Origin of the sequence: Haliea sp. (assembly GCF_041395985.1) — a bacterium.
GTDB lineage: Bacteria > Pseudomonadota > Gammaproteobacteria > Pseudomonadales > Halieaceae > Haliea.
This window is the reverse complement of record NZ_JAWKZJ010000004.1, coordinates 314,364-328,206: the sequence shown is the minus strand read 5'-3', so window position 1 is coordinate 328,206 and position 13,843 is coordinate 314,364. Positions and strand designations below refer to the sequence as shown.

Here is a 13,843-nt window from a genome sequence, read left to right as displayed (position 1 = left end):
GTTAAACCTGCCCCCTGCCAATCATGTTGAACAACCAGGGGGATTGTTCCCGCCACCGGTCTTCGAACTGCCTGATCGCGGCCGCACTTTCCAGCGTGACCCCGATATCATCAAGGCCTTTCAAAAGACAGTGTTTGCGCGCCACATCAACCTCGAAGCAGAGCACCTCCCCGTCTGGCGTGCGCACCTCCTGCGCCTCCAGATCGATTGCCAGCCGGTAGCCCTCCTCTGCGTAGAGCGCAGTGAACAGCTTGTCTACGGTTGTCGCCGGCAATACCACGGGCAGGATCCCGTTCTTGAAGCAATTGTTGTAGAAAATATCAGCGAAGCTGGGGGCGATGATGCAGCGAAAGCCGTAGTCCTCGAGTGCCCACGGCGCATGCTCCCGACTTGACCCGCAGCCAAAGTTTTCCCGCGCGAGCAGCACCGTGGCGCCGCGATAGCGCGACTGGTTGAGCGGAAACTCGGGATTCAGCGGCCGCCCACTGCAGTCCTGCCCAGGCTGCCCCTCATCGAGATAGCGCATTTCGTCGAACAGGTTGGGGCCAAAACCGCTGCGCTTGATCGACTTCAGAAACTGCTTGGGGATAATCATGTCGGTATCGACATTGGCGCGATCCATGGGCGCGACCAGCCCCTCCAGCACGGTGAAGCTCTTCATTGTGTGGGCTCCTGCAGGTTGCGAATATCGACGAAGTGGCCAGCAATTGCCGCAGCCGCAGCCATAGCCGGGCTCACCAGGTGAGTGCGCCCGCCGATACCCTGGCGTCCCTCGAAATTGCGGTTGGAGGTGGACGCACAGTGTTCTCCGGCACCCAGCTTGTCGGCATTCATGGCGAGACACATGGAACACCCCGGCTCGCGCCACTCCATGCCCGCGGCAAGGAAAATCTCATGCAGGCCCTCCGCCTCGGCCTGCGCCTTGACCTGGCCGGAGCCGGGCACCACCAGTGCCTGCTTCAGCGTCGGTGCAACGTGTCGGCCACGCACCACGGCCGCAGCGGCGCGCAGGTCCTCGATGCGCGAATTGGTGCAGGAGCCGATGAACACGCGGTCGAGACGTATATCCGTGATCGCCATACCCGGGGTAAGGCCCATATACTCGATGGCGCGCTGTGCCGCGCTGCGCTGCGTCGCATTTTCCATAGCCTGCGGATCCGGGACATAGCCATTGACGGGGAGCACCATCTCTGGAGAGTTACCCCAGGTGACCTGCGGCAGGATGTCCTCCCCGCGCAGGGTCACGACTTTGTCAAACACGGCATCCGCGTCACTGTGCAAGTCGGCCCACGCTGCTTGCGCCGCGTCCCACAGGGCACCGGAAGGCGCGTAGGTCCGACCCTTGACGTAGTCGAGCGTCGTCTGGTCGACGGCGATCATGCCCATGCGGGCACCCGCTTCGATCGACATATTGCACAGTGTCATCCTGCCTTCCATAGTCAGGCTGCGCACCACCTCGCCGGCAAACTCTATCGCGTAGCCCGTACCCCCCGCCGTGCCAATGTGGCCAATGACGGCCAGCGCAACATCCTTGGCGGTCACGCCTGGCTGCAAGCAACCGTCAACCCGAACCAGCATGTTCTTCATTTTCTGCTGGATCAGGCATTGCGTCGCCAGCACGTGTTCCACTTCTGAAGTACCGATACCATGCGCGAGCGCACCGAGTGCACCGTGGGTGGAGGTATGGGAATCGCCGCAAACAACGGTCATACCCGGCAGCGTGGCGCCCTGCTCCGGCCCGACCACGTGCACGATTCCCTGGCGCACGTCGTTGATGGGTATTTCTTCGATCTCGAAATCCCGACAGTTGTCATCCAGCGTCTGCACCTGTAACCGCGACACCTGGTCGCGGATGCCGGCAACACCACCCGCCCGCTCGTCTCGCGAGGTCGGCACGTTGTGGTCCGGCACCGCGAGATTCGCGTCCAGCCGCCAGGGCTTGCGCCCGGCGAGGCGCAACCCCTCGAATGCCTGCGGAGACGTCACTTCATGAATCAGATGCCGATCAATGTAGATGAGCGCGGAACCGTCCTCACGCTGCTCCACCAGATGATTGCGCCAGAGTTTGTCGTACAGTGTCAGCCCGGCCATGTTTCGCTCCCACACTAGGGTTTGTCCAGCCCCAGATGATAAGCTTGACCTGATGATTACTCAAATTTATTATTTTTATCTATGCCATTCCTAACAGGAATCTATTTTGGAGATCCAGAACCTGCAGGCCTTCCTTCTGGTTGCGGAAGAAGGGTCGTTTTCCCTTGCGGCAGAGCGCCTGCACCTGACCCAACCGGCAGTGAGCAAGCGCATTGCGTTACTTGAGCAGAGCCTGGGTAGCGCGCTGTTTGACCGCATAGGCCGGCACACAACACTGACCGAGGCAGGCCAGGCCCTGCTGCCGCATGCGCGCACCATTACCCAGCAACTGTTCAGCGCGGAACGGGCGGTGCGCGACCTGTCTGGCGACGTGGCCGGCGAATTACGGCTCGCCACCAGCCACCATATCGGCTTGCACCGGCTGCCGCCGGTGCTCAGCGCATTCAGCAAGGCTCACCCCGCTGCCCACATTGATATCGAGTTCACCGATTCCGAACAGGCCTACGACCTGATTATGCAGGGGCGCTCGGAACTCGCGGTGGTCACCCTGGCCCCGGAAGACGATGACAGCGTGATAACGCGCCCGATCTGGCGCGACCCGCTGGTGTTCATGGTCGCCATCGATCATCCGCTTGCCGTTCAGGGTCGAGACCGCAGGCTTGCGGATCTGGCCTCACACCCTGCGATCCTGCCCGGGCTGAACACCTATACCGGACAGATCATCAAGCGACTGTTTGCCGAACACCGGCTGGAACTCAAGGTCTCCATGGCGACCAACTACCTGGAAACCATCCGCATGATGGCGGCCGTGGGCCTGGGATGGACGGTGCTGCCCGCCACCATGCTCAATGACGAGTTGCGTGCCCTGCCGGTCCGCGGCATCACCTTACAGCGTACCCTGGGGCTGGTGTATCACCGCGGCCGCAGCCTCTCCCGTGCGGCGCGGGCGTTTATCGCGGTACTGGAATCCTGCGCCGGCGACTCCGCGGTACAGCCCAGCGCTAATCCCCGGACAACAGACTGACCGCCGGCGGTGGGCGTTTCCATATGCCCTCATGGTCAGGCAGGTAGAAGGTGCCATTGAAGCGTACGATCACCCCGTCAGGGCCACTGATCAGTCCGTTAGCAAACCCGAACCGACGCTTGACGCTTACCTGCAGTACATCTGCCTGCAGCCACTGGCCACGCTTTCCTGCGCTGATAAAATCCAGGGCGAGATTGATGGTGGGACTGCCCGCATCGCGCCCGGCCGCCTGGTTGACGCCGCTCGCCGCGGCGATATCCGCTAACGTTGACAGCACCCCGCCGTGACAAATGCCCATCACGTTACAGTGCTGCGCTTCCACCCTAAGGCCGAAACTCACCCCGGATGCGTCGATACGCCGGTAGCACGGCTGTAGTGTATCGGTGTAGCCCAGCCCGCTGGGCAGGCGCTCAAAACCCTCCGGCACCGCTGCCTGGCTGGCGGCATCAGACATCTACCCTGCTCCTTCACCCGTTGACACGATCAGAATATGCCCATCTCAAGGCCCGCAGCGAACCCCGCGCCCAGCTCGCTCGCCCGTGCTTCGAGGTCGGGGGTGACCGGTCCGCGACAGATCACAGGTTCGACTGCCTCGCGCATGGGAAAGCCAGAAAGGATACGCTGAGCCTGCCGGACGGCGCCACGTCCATCATTGCCCGCGCTGACGAGCAGAGCACAGGGCAACACACAGCCGCGCTCACCCACAGGGTAAAAGGTACGATCCAGGAAGTCTTTCATGCCTCCGCTCAGGCCACCTGAATTCTCCGCCGCGACCAGCAGCAGACCATCCGCAGCCACAATATCCTGCGCACCGGCATCCCAGACCCTGCGCAGGGTCACCTTGACCCCGCCCGTGGCTTCCGCACCCTCCCGCGCGGCCGCTGCAAGCAGCGCACTGGCGCCGCTCTGGCTGTGGTAGACGATCAGCATGCGCGGCACAGGCAGCCTCCAGGTGCCGGACCTGTGCGGCTACCGCACATGCGGAAGCGCCCGCCTGCCGGCACCAAACACAGCTTATCCACAGAACGGCCTGTGGATAAGTCTGGGGACATTCCGTTTCGGCACCAGCCTACTCTTTTCCGTCGCAGCACCTCGCCGCCCGCTTGGATATAGATTTTTTTCATATTTTTCATGTAGTTATTTTATATATATAAAGCACATTCTATTAATGAAACCTCCAGTACCAAACGGTTTGGTCGGTGTCAATAAGTGTGGACAAAAAAATCTGCCGTGTTTGCAGACACTTACCGGCGGACCCACGGGCTCGCTGGCTTCTCGGAGCTCGGCTGCGTGATCCGCCAGCATCGGTGGATTTTAGGGTTGCGCTGAAAATCGGGGTCCAGTGTCGCCCGGCTGATATCTTCACAGTGGTAACTGCTGACCAGTTCCGGATCCAGGCGAAAGCCCCGGCGGTTGTTGGAGAAATACAGCACGCCCCCGGAGCGCAAGCGGGCGAGCGCCGCCCTGACCAAATCACCGTGGTCCCGCTGTACATCAAAACTTCTCTCCACTTTCCGTGAATTGGAAAAAGACGGCGGGTCCAGCAGAATCAGGTCATACCGCTGTGTGCTTTCCTGCAACCAGGACAGGCAATCGGCACGCACGATGTGATTGCGGCTCTCGTCCAGCCCATTCTGCGCAAGGTTCTTGCGCAACCAGCCCAGGTAGGTATTTGACAGGTCGACACTGGTGGTACTGCGGGCGCCCCCCAGGGCCGCATGTACGGTGGCCGTGCCGGTGTAACAGAAGAGATTGAGGAAGTCACGACCCGCTGCCTCCTTGCCCAACCGCAACCGCAGGGGTCGATGATCCAGAAACAGGCCTGTGTCCAGGTAGTCGTGCAGGTTGACGAGCAGCCTCGCGCCCCCCTCGCGCACCGTCAGTAGCTCTCCTTCGGTGCCCTGCTTTCGATACTGCTCATCCCCGCGCTGCCGCTGGCGAACTTTGTAGGCGATGTCAGCGGCTGCAACGCCCAATGCCGGCGGCAATGCCGCCCTGATCTCGTCAAGGCGGGTGGCGGCTGCCTGCGGGTCTACACCAGCCGGGGCCTGATACTCAGCGACGTGCACTCGTGTGCCGTAGAGGTCGACCGCCACGGCGTACTCCGGCATATCTGCGTCGTACAGCCGGTAGCATTCGATACCCTCCCGCTTCACCCAGGCGGCGAGGCGGCGACGATTCTTGCGCAGGCGGTTGGCAAACATCGCCGCACCGGGTGACAGTTCACCACCCTGTTCGCCGGCGCGGGAGACGACACCCGCACCGCCCGGCGCCACCGGGGGCCGGTCGCTGACCCGGTTATCGGTGAGATCGAACAGCAACAGGCTGGCCTCCAGGGCGCCGTTCCAGAGCGTGTATTGCTTGTGACTGCGCAGCCCGGTGGCGCGTCCCAGCGCCTTGTCGCCGGTAAAAATCGCGGCCTGCCAGCCCTTGAACTCGCGCGCCAGTGTTTCGCCAAGCTCTCGATACAGATAAGGCAGGCTATCGCGATCGCCCAGGCGCTCGCCATAGGGTGGGTTGCAGACGATGAGGCCCTGGGGCAGCGGCCGATGCGTGGGTTTGCTCAATTCTGCCAGCGGCCGGCAGCTGACCCGCACCGCGTCCTGCAAGCCGGCGCGCGCGATGTTCTCCTGCGCACGCCGCACCACCGCGGCGTCGGCATCATAGCCACGCATCTCCGGTAGCTGCGCCTGCCTGCCGCGCTGCGCCCGGCCTTGCGCGTCTGCCAGCAAGGCCTGCCACTGGGCCGCATTGTGACCGTGCCAGCGCTCGAACCCGAAGCGCTCGCGGCCGAGCCCGGGGGCAATATCCGCCGCCATCATGGCCGCTTCCAGCAGCAGGGTCCCGGACCCGCACATGGGGTCAATCAGGGCGCCCCCACGCGCTGCCATCCCCGGCCAGTCCGCACGCAGCAGAATCGCCGCGGCAAGGTTCTCCTTGAGGGGCGCTGCCCCGGCCTGCAGGCGGTAGTTGCGCCGGTGCAAGCTACCTCCCGACATGTCCAGCGCCAGCAACGCGCCATGCCGTGACAGCCGCACATTGAAGCGCAGATCCGGATTGCGCCGATCTACCGAGGGGCGTTCGAGGCCCTGCTCCGTAAACCAGTCAACAATGGCATCTTTACAGCGCTGGGCGCCAAACTGAGTGTTACGGATCTGTGCGTTTTCACCGGTAAAGTCGATGCTGAATGTCTGCTCAGGGGAGAAGATGTCGCGCCAGCTCAGCGCATGAACCCCGCGGTACAGCGCGTCGGCATCACCGGCCTCGAACTTGCCCAGCGGCAACAGCACCCGGTTGGCCAGCCGAGACCAGAGGCAGGCCCGATAGCCCATGGCAAGGGGGCCATCGAAGTACACGCCAGCGACGGTTTCCCGCGCGCTGTCGGCACCGAGCGCTAGCATCTCGTCGCGCAGCAGCCCTTCCATGCCCTTGGGACAGGTGGCGAACCACTGCCGGTTGGCAGTGGCTGGCTGTGGTGAGGAGGCAGGTGATGTTGGCGCGGGCCTTGGCATGCAATAGTCCGGATGTCAGCGGGCCGCACAGTGTACCGGAAAGCGCAGCTAACTGCGCTTGCGAGGTGCCCGCTTGCGCGCGGCCGCGGGGCGTTTCTGGGCGGAGGCGGCGGGCTTGTTCGCGGCCTTTTCCTTCTCCATGACATCGAGCACCAGTCGCGCAGCACCATCAATGTATTGAATGAAGCGATCGTGCTCCGCATCGCTCAGGCTGCGCAAAGCGTCGTGTTGTCGGTACAGATTCACGAACCGCCGTTCCCGCTCATACTGCCGCGGCAGCGCCATCACACCCCACTGTTCGAGCACCTGCTCCAACTGTGGATTGTAGGTGCGCAGGAACTTGATCAAAAAGGGCACGGGATCGTGCCGGGCAAGCAGGCTGGCACTGCGCAGCACCAGCTCCAGGGGCATGATCTTGTCGCCGCGCTCCACCTCTTCCAACACTGACTTGTCGGAGAGACCCAGGCTGTCGGCGAGTTCCTTCAGCGACAATCCCGCGGTTTCCCGCGCGTCGCGCAGGAAGTGTCCCGCATCGGCCATGGCCTCAAGGCGCTCGGGCTCCATGCTCTGCAGCACCATCTGGCGCACCCAGCCCTCGCCAAACATGGCGGTCATAGTCGCCGTGTGTCGTGCAATCTCCAGCGTGCCGCCCGCTACCTGCCCCGTAAAACGCATCAGGCCGGCCAACAGGCTGTCTGTATCTTCTGTCGATTTTCTATCACTCATGGGACAAGCTTAGCGCAACCCTCCGGTTTTTGCCGGTGCAGCCCGCTCAGGGCAGACCGGACTCAATGCGGAAAATCTGCTCAAGAATTTCACGCCACTCCGCATACTGGTTTTCCAGGCTGCCGCTCAACCGGTATACACTGCCACTCGCTTCCAGGACCGTCGGCTGAACCTCGTTATTGAAGCCACGCGCCAGGTCTTCCAGATCCTGCTGCTGGATTTTGCTCCACTTGAACGCATTGTAGGTCTGCTCCATTGCTGCGAACGTGCCACGTGGGCCTGCGCGGTCTCGCTGGGCGAGGCGCTGTGCGTAGTCCTCGCGGTATTCAGCCTGCTCGCGCCCAAACTGGCGCCAGAGGTTGTACGTCGGCTGCATGGTTTCAAAGAGGTCGACGTACTGCTGGTCGACTGCGTCAATGAAGCGGTATTCCTGGTCCCGAATACGCTGTACACGCGCCATCATCGGATCCCCTTCCGCGGGTGCCCTGCGCAAGGTCACCACCGCGCCCTCCTCAACCAGATACCCATCGAATGCTGCAGGCGCCAATGTCCTGGCCTGCCGCAGCAGGGCAATGGTTGGCAACTGGGAGAGCGCGGCGCTCTGCTGCCGTTCATAAGCAGCCAGCAGATCGTTGGCTACCTGCCGGTACAGGTCGATAAAGGGATCACTGGCGCTGCCGGCCACAAAATCGCCGGCATGCGATTCATCCCGGTAGCGTCGATCGAGCCATACCTGCCCCATCGCATCGACGGCGCGCACCTGCAGCAGGAGCACGCGCCCATCAGAATGCAGTATCCTTCCGTCGACCTGCAGCTCAGCGGTGGCCTGCGGCTCTGGCAGTACGCGCACCGGTCCCCAGGCGTTGCTTTCCTGCAGCACCTGCCGCAACAGCACCGGCATGAAACGGGCCTCGGCCTTGCGTATCTCGGGAAAGATACCGAGACGGCTGAGCCCCGCCGTGGATTCAGGCAAGCCGGGATCAAAACTCGCGACCACCAGAGACAGCGCCGGCGTCAGCGGAGCCTGCAGGGTACGCAGCGTGACGCCGCCGACCGCCGGCGTGGCATCACCGGCCAGCAGAGACTCGGCAGCGCCTGTGGCCGGGGTCGGTGCAGGGGTGGGCGCTGCACAGGCCACAAGACACAGGGCAAGGCACAACAGCGGGGAGAACCGGTTCAGTCGGCTTCGGTGGTACACACAGTGCCTCGGGTCAGGGTCTGCTGGCAGGAGAAACCTTGCGCGCCCGGCTCAATACGGCGGTAGACGCGGTTCAGCGTAAACGGCTGGGATACGCGGTCAGAACTGACCGTGCTGGCAATATTGAGCAGCTGCCCGTCAGGGCCGAGCGTCAGCCTGTGGCGGATTCCCAGTCCATCCGGCAGCGAGAGCACAAAGACCAGCTGATGCCCGTCCCAGGCGCAGAGCTCACGGCCCAGGGGCGTTTCCACGGCCTGTGGTCGGCCTTCGTGAAAATCGCAGTCGAGGGAGAAGTCATCCTCACGCCGCACCCTGATGCCCTGCTGATCCTGCGTGATGTCCAACAGCGGACTTCGACTGACCAGGTCCGCCATCTGCGCCAAACCGATAATAGCCGAACCGCTGTCGCTGCCCGTACCGCCCACCAGAAGGCTGGCACTGGGGATGCGCGGGTCAGCACCGGCCGCCTGCGCCCTGCGCTCTGCCTGCCGCTGCAGCTCGCGCACGAGTACGTTGAGGCTGGCCTGCAGGTTGTCGCTCATACCGTAGTCCAGCGACCACTGCCCGCCGAAATCGACGCCTACGCGACTGGCTGTCGCCTCGCGCGGCGGCGCACTGCCGCAAGCAACCAGCGACAGCAGAAGCAGAACCGATGACAAGCGCAGCACCATGGCCTCCAGTGTACCTCAGAGACGCCCACAACCAGAGCGAAATCTGCGGGCCCAGCGCGCACCAGCAGGCTAGCTGAACAGACCCTCACCGCGTGCCAGACGCCGTCCCAGCGCAGCGGCCTGTGACGCACTGGAGCCCAGCGCCATCTCGTTGAAACGCAGCCAGAGACAATAGCGCCAGAGAGGATAGTCGCGGTCGATACCGGTGCCGCCGTGCACATGCTGGCAGGCGTAGCTGACCCGGTGGCCGACATCGCCCGCCCATATCTTGGCGATCTGTACCTCGGTAGTAGCGACCTGCTCTTCGCCCAGCAGCGACAGCGCCTGCCAGGTGCACAGGCGCAAACATTCAATATCGATGTAGCAGTCAGCCATGCGGTGCCCCACGGCCTGGAAGGTCGCGATCGGCACACCGAACTGTTTGCGTTCACTGGTATACCCGGCGGCCAGGTGCATTGCATGATCTGCCGACCCGAGCTGTTGCGCGCACAATGCCGCGGTGCAGCGCTCCCGCGTCCATGTCACCAGCGACTCACCACCGGACGCCACGAGAATATCAGCGGCGGGGACGCTCACTGCATCCAGTTCCACCGCAGCGTGGGGTTCGAAGTGCGTCATCTGCAGATCGGTCAGACGCAGACCCGCAGCGTCGGCAGGCACCAGCACCACCGCGATATCGTCAGCGAGCCCCACGGGCAACAGCAGCCAGTCCGCCTGCCGCGCGAAGGGCACCGCAGGGCAGCGCCCTGCCAGCCGCAGGCCATCCGCCGTGGCTTCAGCCTGTACGGTGGGCACGCCGGAGCCTGACCAGAAGTCTCCTGTCAGCAGCAGCTCACCGCGCGCGGCAGGCGGCAACAGGCGCGCCTGCAGTGCACTGCCAGCGTAGCGCTGCAGGGGTAGCAGGCCCGACACGCAATGGGCGAGCACGGGAACCGGGGCGATGCTGCGTCCCAGTTCCTCAATGAACAGGCCCAGCTCCATGAAGCCCAGCCCCATGCCGCCGTACTCCTCCGCGACCGCGATACCCGGCAGACCGCTATCCAACAGCGTCTGCCAGAGCCCGCGGTCAAAGCGCGGGGCGGCAAACTCGTCATAGGCCGCGAGCGTGCCGGCCGACACTGAATCGTCAAGAATCTTGCGCGCCAACGCGCGCAGTTCGCCCTGAATGTCTGAGAATCCGAAGTCCATGGCTGTCTCCTGTCAGCGGCTTGCGCGGGGCATCCACAAGCCCGCCGCCGATATGATGTCGCGCTGTATTTCGTTGGCACCGCCACCAAACGTGATGATCGACGCTGTCCGATACAGACGCTCGATACGCCCTGCCTGCTCGAGAGCCCCCGGGGAGTGGCTGCGCAACAGGCCGCCCTCCGCGACAATCTCACCCAGCAGTCGATACACTTCGATAAACCCTTCGGAACCGAACACCTTGGCGGCAGATGCATCGGCCATGCCCAGCGTACCCGCCGTCATTGCCCAGGACTGCTTGTACACAATGAGCTTCATGCATTCGATCAGCGCCCGACTGCGAGCGAGATTGGCCTGCACCCAGGACTGGTCAGCGATGAACCCACCCTCAGCACAGGGTGCTGCCCTGGCCCACTGCACAACCTGATTGAACAGCTCCGAAATCGGGCCGAAATTGATCAGGCTAAGGCGTTCTCGGTTCAACTGGCTGGTGATCAGCTTCCAACCTCCATGCAGTTCGCCGACACGGTGATCATCGCTTACCCGGATGTTGTCGTAGAAGGTTGCATTGGTGCGCACACCGCCCAGGGTGTGCACCGGCGTACAGCTCCAACCCGGGTCACTGTTCGGCACCAGAAACATGGAGATACCCTTGTGCTTCCGGGATACGTCGGGGTCGGTGCGTGCAGCGAGCCAGGTGTAGTCGCAGAAATGCGCCAGTGACGTCCACATCTTCTGCCCGTTGATTATCCAGTCATCACCGTCACGGACCGCGGTAGTACGCAATGCGGCGAGGTCGGTACCCGCGTCCGGCTCGGAATAACCGATGGAGACCAGCAGCTCACCGCGCAAAATCTTCGGTACGATATCCTCCCGTATCCAGGCGTTGCCGTGTTCCGCAAGTGTGGGACCAACGGACTCGGTGGTCAAAAAGGGAAACGGGTAACCGGCCCGCATCACCTCCTCCACAAAAATGAACTGCTCCATCGGTGAGAGATTGCGACCGCCGTACTCCTCAGGCCAGCCCAGACCGATCCAGCCATCGCGGCCCATGCGCGCCAGGGCCTCGCGCCACAGCGGCCCGCCCCCCTCGCCCATATCCCGTTCACACTCGGCGCGCAGCGCCGGCGTCATGAGCTCACGAAAATAGGCGCGCAACTCGTCCCGCAGCGCCAGCTGGGCATCAGTAAACTGGATTTTCATACCTGTCTCCGGGGCAACGAGCCCTCATGATAGCGCCGCCTGACCACCGGGTCAGGACGGCGGGCGGCCAAGGTTTATGGCGAGCGGTCAGCACGGCGCCTGCAAGCGCTTCAGGTCCTGCAGGATCTCCCGCCACATCGCATCGGGGGCGTCGTAGGGTGCATAGATTGCGAGCCGGTCCGAACAGTCGCCGTAGCGCGCGAGCAGTGAAGCCGCAACATCGCCGGGATGTGCGGTGACGGCAAAGGCCTCCATAAAGTCATCGTCAATATGCTCACCCAGTGCCTCCCAGTCACCCGACTTGGACAGCCGATTGAGCTCAGGCTGCAAGTCCCCGAACCCCATCGCCGCCATCGGCGGCAGGTAGGCGGGTGTCGACGCGTAGAAGCCGAGCAGACTCCGCACGGCGGCGCGCGCAGCGGCTCGCTGCTGGTCTGTGACTCCGGTGACGACGATGGCGTTGATCTGCAAGGTGAAAGCTTCGCGTCGGCGCCCGGCACTGGCCAAACCGCGCTGTACCGCTGGCAGGGCCTGCTCATGCAGGAAACGCAGGTTGTTGAAGGGATGCACAATCAAGCCGTCGGCCACTTCGCCGGCGACCTCCGTCATGCGAGGACCCAGGGCACCCAGCAATACAGGTGGCACGCCATAGGGATTGGGTCCGGGATTGAACATGGGTGTCATCAGGGTGTGCCGATAGAACCGGCCCTGATAGGCCAGTGGCACGCCATCCTGCCAGCAGGCAAAAATGGCCTTCAGGGCAAGGATATAATCGCGCATGCGCGCGGCGGGTGGGCTGAAGTCCACCCCGAAGCGCTTCTCGATATGCGCCTTGACCTGCGAGCCGAGACCGAGCAAAAAATGTCCCCGGCTGTACTGCTGCAGGTCCCAGGCCTGGTAGGCCAGGTGCAATGGATTGCGTGGAAAGGCAACCGCGATACCTGTCGCAATGTCGAGACCGGGGGCGTGCTCCGCCGCGAGCAGCAGCGGCAGAAACGGGTCACTGCTCCCCTCCAGCGTATACACCCCATCGTAGCCCAGGTCTGCCAGGCGTCGCGCCGCCTCGGCGGCCTCCCCCAGTCGCGCGTACAGCGGGCCATCAATTTTTATTGCCATCGGCGACTCCTGTTGTCCCTGTGCCGCAGTGACTCCGGCCAGAGAATATACCCTGTGCCACAGAAAATGCCCGCGATGATTGCGCCCGCCGCAGGTACAGCGGGTTCATCCGCGGAGGGCCGGCCCCTCTGGTTTATATACGTGTACAGGTCAGCGGGCACCCGAACCGCCGTCTGGGTCATAATCGTGCTTTATTTCACCAGGACGCTGTAAAGATGAAAGTTGGAATCTGCCTGCCCTACATGAAAGCCGGTCTCACGCGCGACGATTACCTGCAGTGGTTCAAGCGGGTCGACGAGGGCCCCTTTCACAGTGTCTCCTGCGGCGAGCGCGTGCACGGGCCGACGTTCGATATGCGCGTTCTGCTGGCAGCCGCCGCGGCATGCACCAGCAAGGTCATGATCACGCCGACCCTCTACGTGCTGCCGATGCACAGCGCCGTACAGGTTGCCAAGGAGGTCGCCAGCCTCGATATCCTCTCCGGCGGTCGGGTACAGCACGTCTGTGTGGGCTATGGAGGCAGGGACAAAGACTACGCCGCGCTGGAGGCCCCCTTCAAAGGTCGATATGGCCGCATGGACACCCAGGTCGAAACACTCCGCCAGGTCTGGAACCAGCAGGAGGTGATCCCGGGCGCGGGCGTCATCGGCCCCGCACCGACACAGCCGGGGGGACCGAAACTGCTGGCTGGTGCGCTGGGCCCCAAAAGCATCGCCCGGTGCGCGCAATGGGCGGACGGACTCTATGCCTGGTCGGGCAACGGCGAGCAGGCAGAACTGGCCAATGCCTTCAGCATGGCCGACGAGGCCTGGCAAGCCGCCGGACGGGACAGCAAGCCTTACCGGCTCGGCGGGTTCTGGTGCACCCTCGCGGATAACGGTCCGCAGCGCCTGTATGACTACGTGTACGAGTATCTCGCCATCGCCGGGCCGGAAATCGCCACCATGATGGCAGAGTCGGTACACCGCAGCTCTGAAGATGCCGTGCTGGAAGCACTGGACAATGCCGAGGCAGCCGGCTGTGAGGAACTGTTCCTGGTGCCGGCCACCGCGGATCTCAGCGAGGTCGACAGGCTCGGGGACTTACTGCTTCGCCGGGGCTGATCTCTGCGGAGCAG

Annotated in this window: 13 protein-coding genes; 2 read left to right on the top strand and 11 right to left on the bottom strand. The window is 63.3% G+C overall.

Features of this window, described 5'->3' with window-relative positions; all coding sequences use genetic code 11:
• Position 1 precedes the first annotated feature (1 nt).
• Both leuD and leuC read right to left on the bottom strand, forming a co-directional pair.
• Positions 2–661, bottom strand: coding sequence for a 3-isopropylmalate dehydratase small subunit (gene leuD, locus R3E49_RS10095; protein WP_371294927.1), 660 nt, complete (start codon positions 659–661; stop codon positions 2–4).
• A complete protein-coding gene (gene leuC / locus R3E49_RS10090; protein ID WP_371294926.1) occupies positions 658–2,091 on the bottom strand; it encodes a 3-isopropylmalate dehydratase large subunit in 1,434 nt (477 codons plus the stop codon). Before leuC ends, leuD begins: the two co-directional genes overlap by 4 nt.
• 106 nt (positions 2,092–2,197) lie before the next feature.
• Here leuC and R3E49_RS10085 point away from each other — a divergent pair, with 106 nt between their 5' ends.
• Positions 2,198–3,115 (top strand): LysR family transcriptional regulator, encoded by a 918-nt coding sequence (locus R3E49_RS10085; protein ID WP_371294925.1) that lies wholly within the window; start codon positions 2,198–2,200, stop codon positions 3,113–3,115.
• Here R3E49_RS10085 and R3E49_RS10080 read toward each other — a convergent pair.
• The 9 genes from R3E49_RS10080 to R3E49_RS10040 form a co-directional block, all read right to left on the bottom strand.
• Positions 3,093–3,569 carry a PaaI family thioesterase gene (locus R3E49_RS10080; RefSeq protein ID WP_371294924.1) on the bottom strand — a complete coding sequence of 159 codons (477 nt, stop codon included), beginning with the start codon at positions 3,567–3,569 and terminating at the stop codon, positions 3,093–3,095. The two genes, R3E49_RS10085 and R3E49_RS10080, sit on opposite strands and share 23 nt — an antisense overlap.
• Positions 3,570–3,598: 29 nt before the next feature.
• On the bottom strand, positions 3,599–4,045 hold the full coding sequence (locus R3E49_RS10075) for an NAD(P)H-dependent oxidoreductase (protein WP_371294958.1): 447 nt from the start codon (positions 4,043–4,045) through the stop codon (positions 3,599–3,601).
• 314 nt (positions 4,046–4,359) lie between these two features.
• Positions 4,360–6,627, bottom strand: a complete 2,268-nt coding sequence (gene rlmKL / locus R3E49_RS10070; RefSeq protein WP_371294923.1) for a bifunctional 23S rRNA (guanine(2069)-N(7))-methyltransferase RlmK/23S rRNA (guanine(2445)-N(2))-methyltransferase RlmL — start codon at positions 6,625–6,627, stop codon at positions 4,360–4,362.
• Between the two features lie 48 nt (positions 6,628–6,675).
• Complete coding sequence (locus R3E49_RS10065; RefSeq protein WP_371294922.1) at positions 6,676–7,353, bottom strand: helix-turn-helix domain-containing protein; 678 nt, start codon at positions 7,351–7,353, stop codon at positions 6,676–6,678.
• Between the two features lie 46 nt (positions 7,354–7,399).
• Positions 7,400–8,551 (bottom strand): hypothetical protein, encoded by a 1,152-nt coding sequence (locus R3E49_RS10060; RefSeq protein WP_371294921.1) that lies wholly within the window; start codon positions 8,549–8,551, stop codon positions 7,400–7,402.
• Positions 8,530–9,222 carry a hypothetical protein gene (locus R3E49_RS10055; protein WP_371294920.1) on the bottom strand — a complete coding sequence of 231 codons (693 nt, stop codon included), beginning with the start codon at positions 9,220–9,222 and terminating at the stop codon, positions 8,530–8,532. The genes R3E49_RS10060 and R3E49_RS10055 overlap by 22 nt, the downstream gene beginning before the upstream one ends.
• A 69-nt stretch (positions 9,223–9,291) precedes the next feature.
• Complete coding sequence (locus R3E49_RS10050; protein ID WP_371294919.1) at positions 9,292–10,410, bottom strand: acyl-CoA dehydrogenase family protein; 1,119 nt, start codon at positions 10,408–10,410, stop codon at positions 9,292–9,294.
• 12 nt (positions 10,411–10,422) lie between these two features.
• Positions 10,423–11,610, bottom strand: a complete 1,188-nt coding sequence (locus R3E49_RS10045) for an acyl-CoA dehydrogenase family protein (RefSeq protein ID WP_371294918.1) — start codon at positions 11,608–11,610, stop codon at positions 10,423–10,425.
• Positions 11,611–11,697: 87 nt separating this feature from the next.
• Complete coding sequence (locus R3E49_RS10040) at positions 11,698–12,726, bottom strand: TIGR03617 family F420-dependent LLM class oxidoreductase (protein WP_371294917.1); 1,029 nt, start codon at positions 12,724–12,726, stop codon at positions 11,698–11,700.
• A 215-nt stretch (positions 12,727–12,941) separates the two neighbouring features.
• On the opposite strand from R3E49_RS10040, the gene R3E49_RS10035 reads away from it, so the two are divergent.
• Positions 12,942–13,829, top strand: coding sequence for an LLM class flavin-dependent oxidoreductase (locus tag R3E49_RS10035; protein WP_371294916.1), 888 nt, complete (start codon positions 12,942–12,944; stop codon positions 13,827–13,829).
• Positions 13,830–13,843: the final 14 nt, after the last annotated feature.

Coding starts and splice junctions, on each gene's coding strand:
- R3E49_RS10080 (WP_371294924.1), bottom strand. CDS start 3,569: ATGTCTGATGCCGCCAGCCAGGCAGCGGTGCCGGAGGGTTTTGAGCGC.
- R3E49_RS10050 (WP_371294919.1), bottom strand. CDS start 10,410: ATGGACTTCGGATTCTCAGACATTCAGGGCGAACTGCGCGCGTTGGCG.
- leuD (WP_371294927.1), bottom strand. CDS start 661: ATGAAGAGCTTCACCGTGCTGGAGGGGCTGGTCGCGCCCATGGATCGC.
- R3E49_RS10065 (WP_371294922.1), bottom strand. CDS start 7,353: ATGAGTGATAGAAAATCGACAGAAGATACAGACAGCCTGTTGGCCGGC.
- R3E49_RS10055 (WP_371294920.1), bottom strand. CDS start 9,222: ATGGTGCTGCGCTTGTCATCGGTTCTGCTTCTGCTGTCGCTGGTTGCT.
- rlmKL (WP_371294923.1), bottom strand. CDS start 6,627: ATGCCAAGGCCCGCGCCAACATCACCTGCCTCCTCACCACAGCCAGCC.
- R3E49_RS10075 (WP_371294958.1), bottom strand. CDS start 4,045: ATGCTGATCGTCTACCACAGCCAGAGCGGCGCCAGTGCGCTGCTTGCA.
- R3E49_RS10045 (WP_371294918.1), bottom strand. CDS start 11,610: ATGAAAATCCAGTTTACTGATGCCCAGCTGGCGCTGCGGGACGAGTTG.
- R3E49_RS10040 (WP_371294917.1), bottom strand. CDS start 12,726: ATGGCAATAAAAATTGATGGCCCGCTGTACGCGCGACTGGGGGAGGCC.
- R3E49_RS10035 (WP_371294916.1), top strand. CDS start 12,942: ATGAAAGTTGGAATCTGCCTGCCCTACATGAAAGCCGGTCTCACGCGC.
- leuC (WP_371294926.1), bottom strand. CDS start 2,091: ATGGCCGGGCTGACACTGTACGACAAACTCTGGCGCAATCATCTGGTG.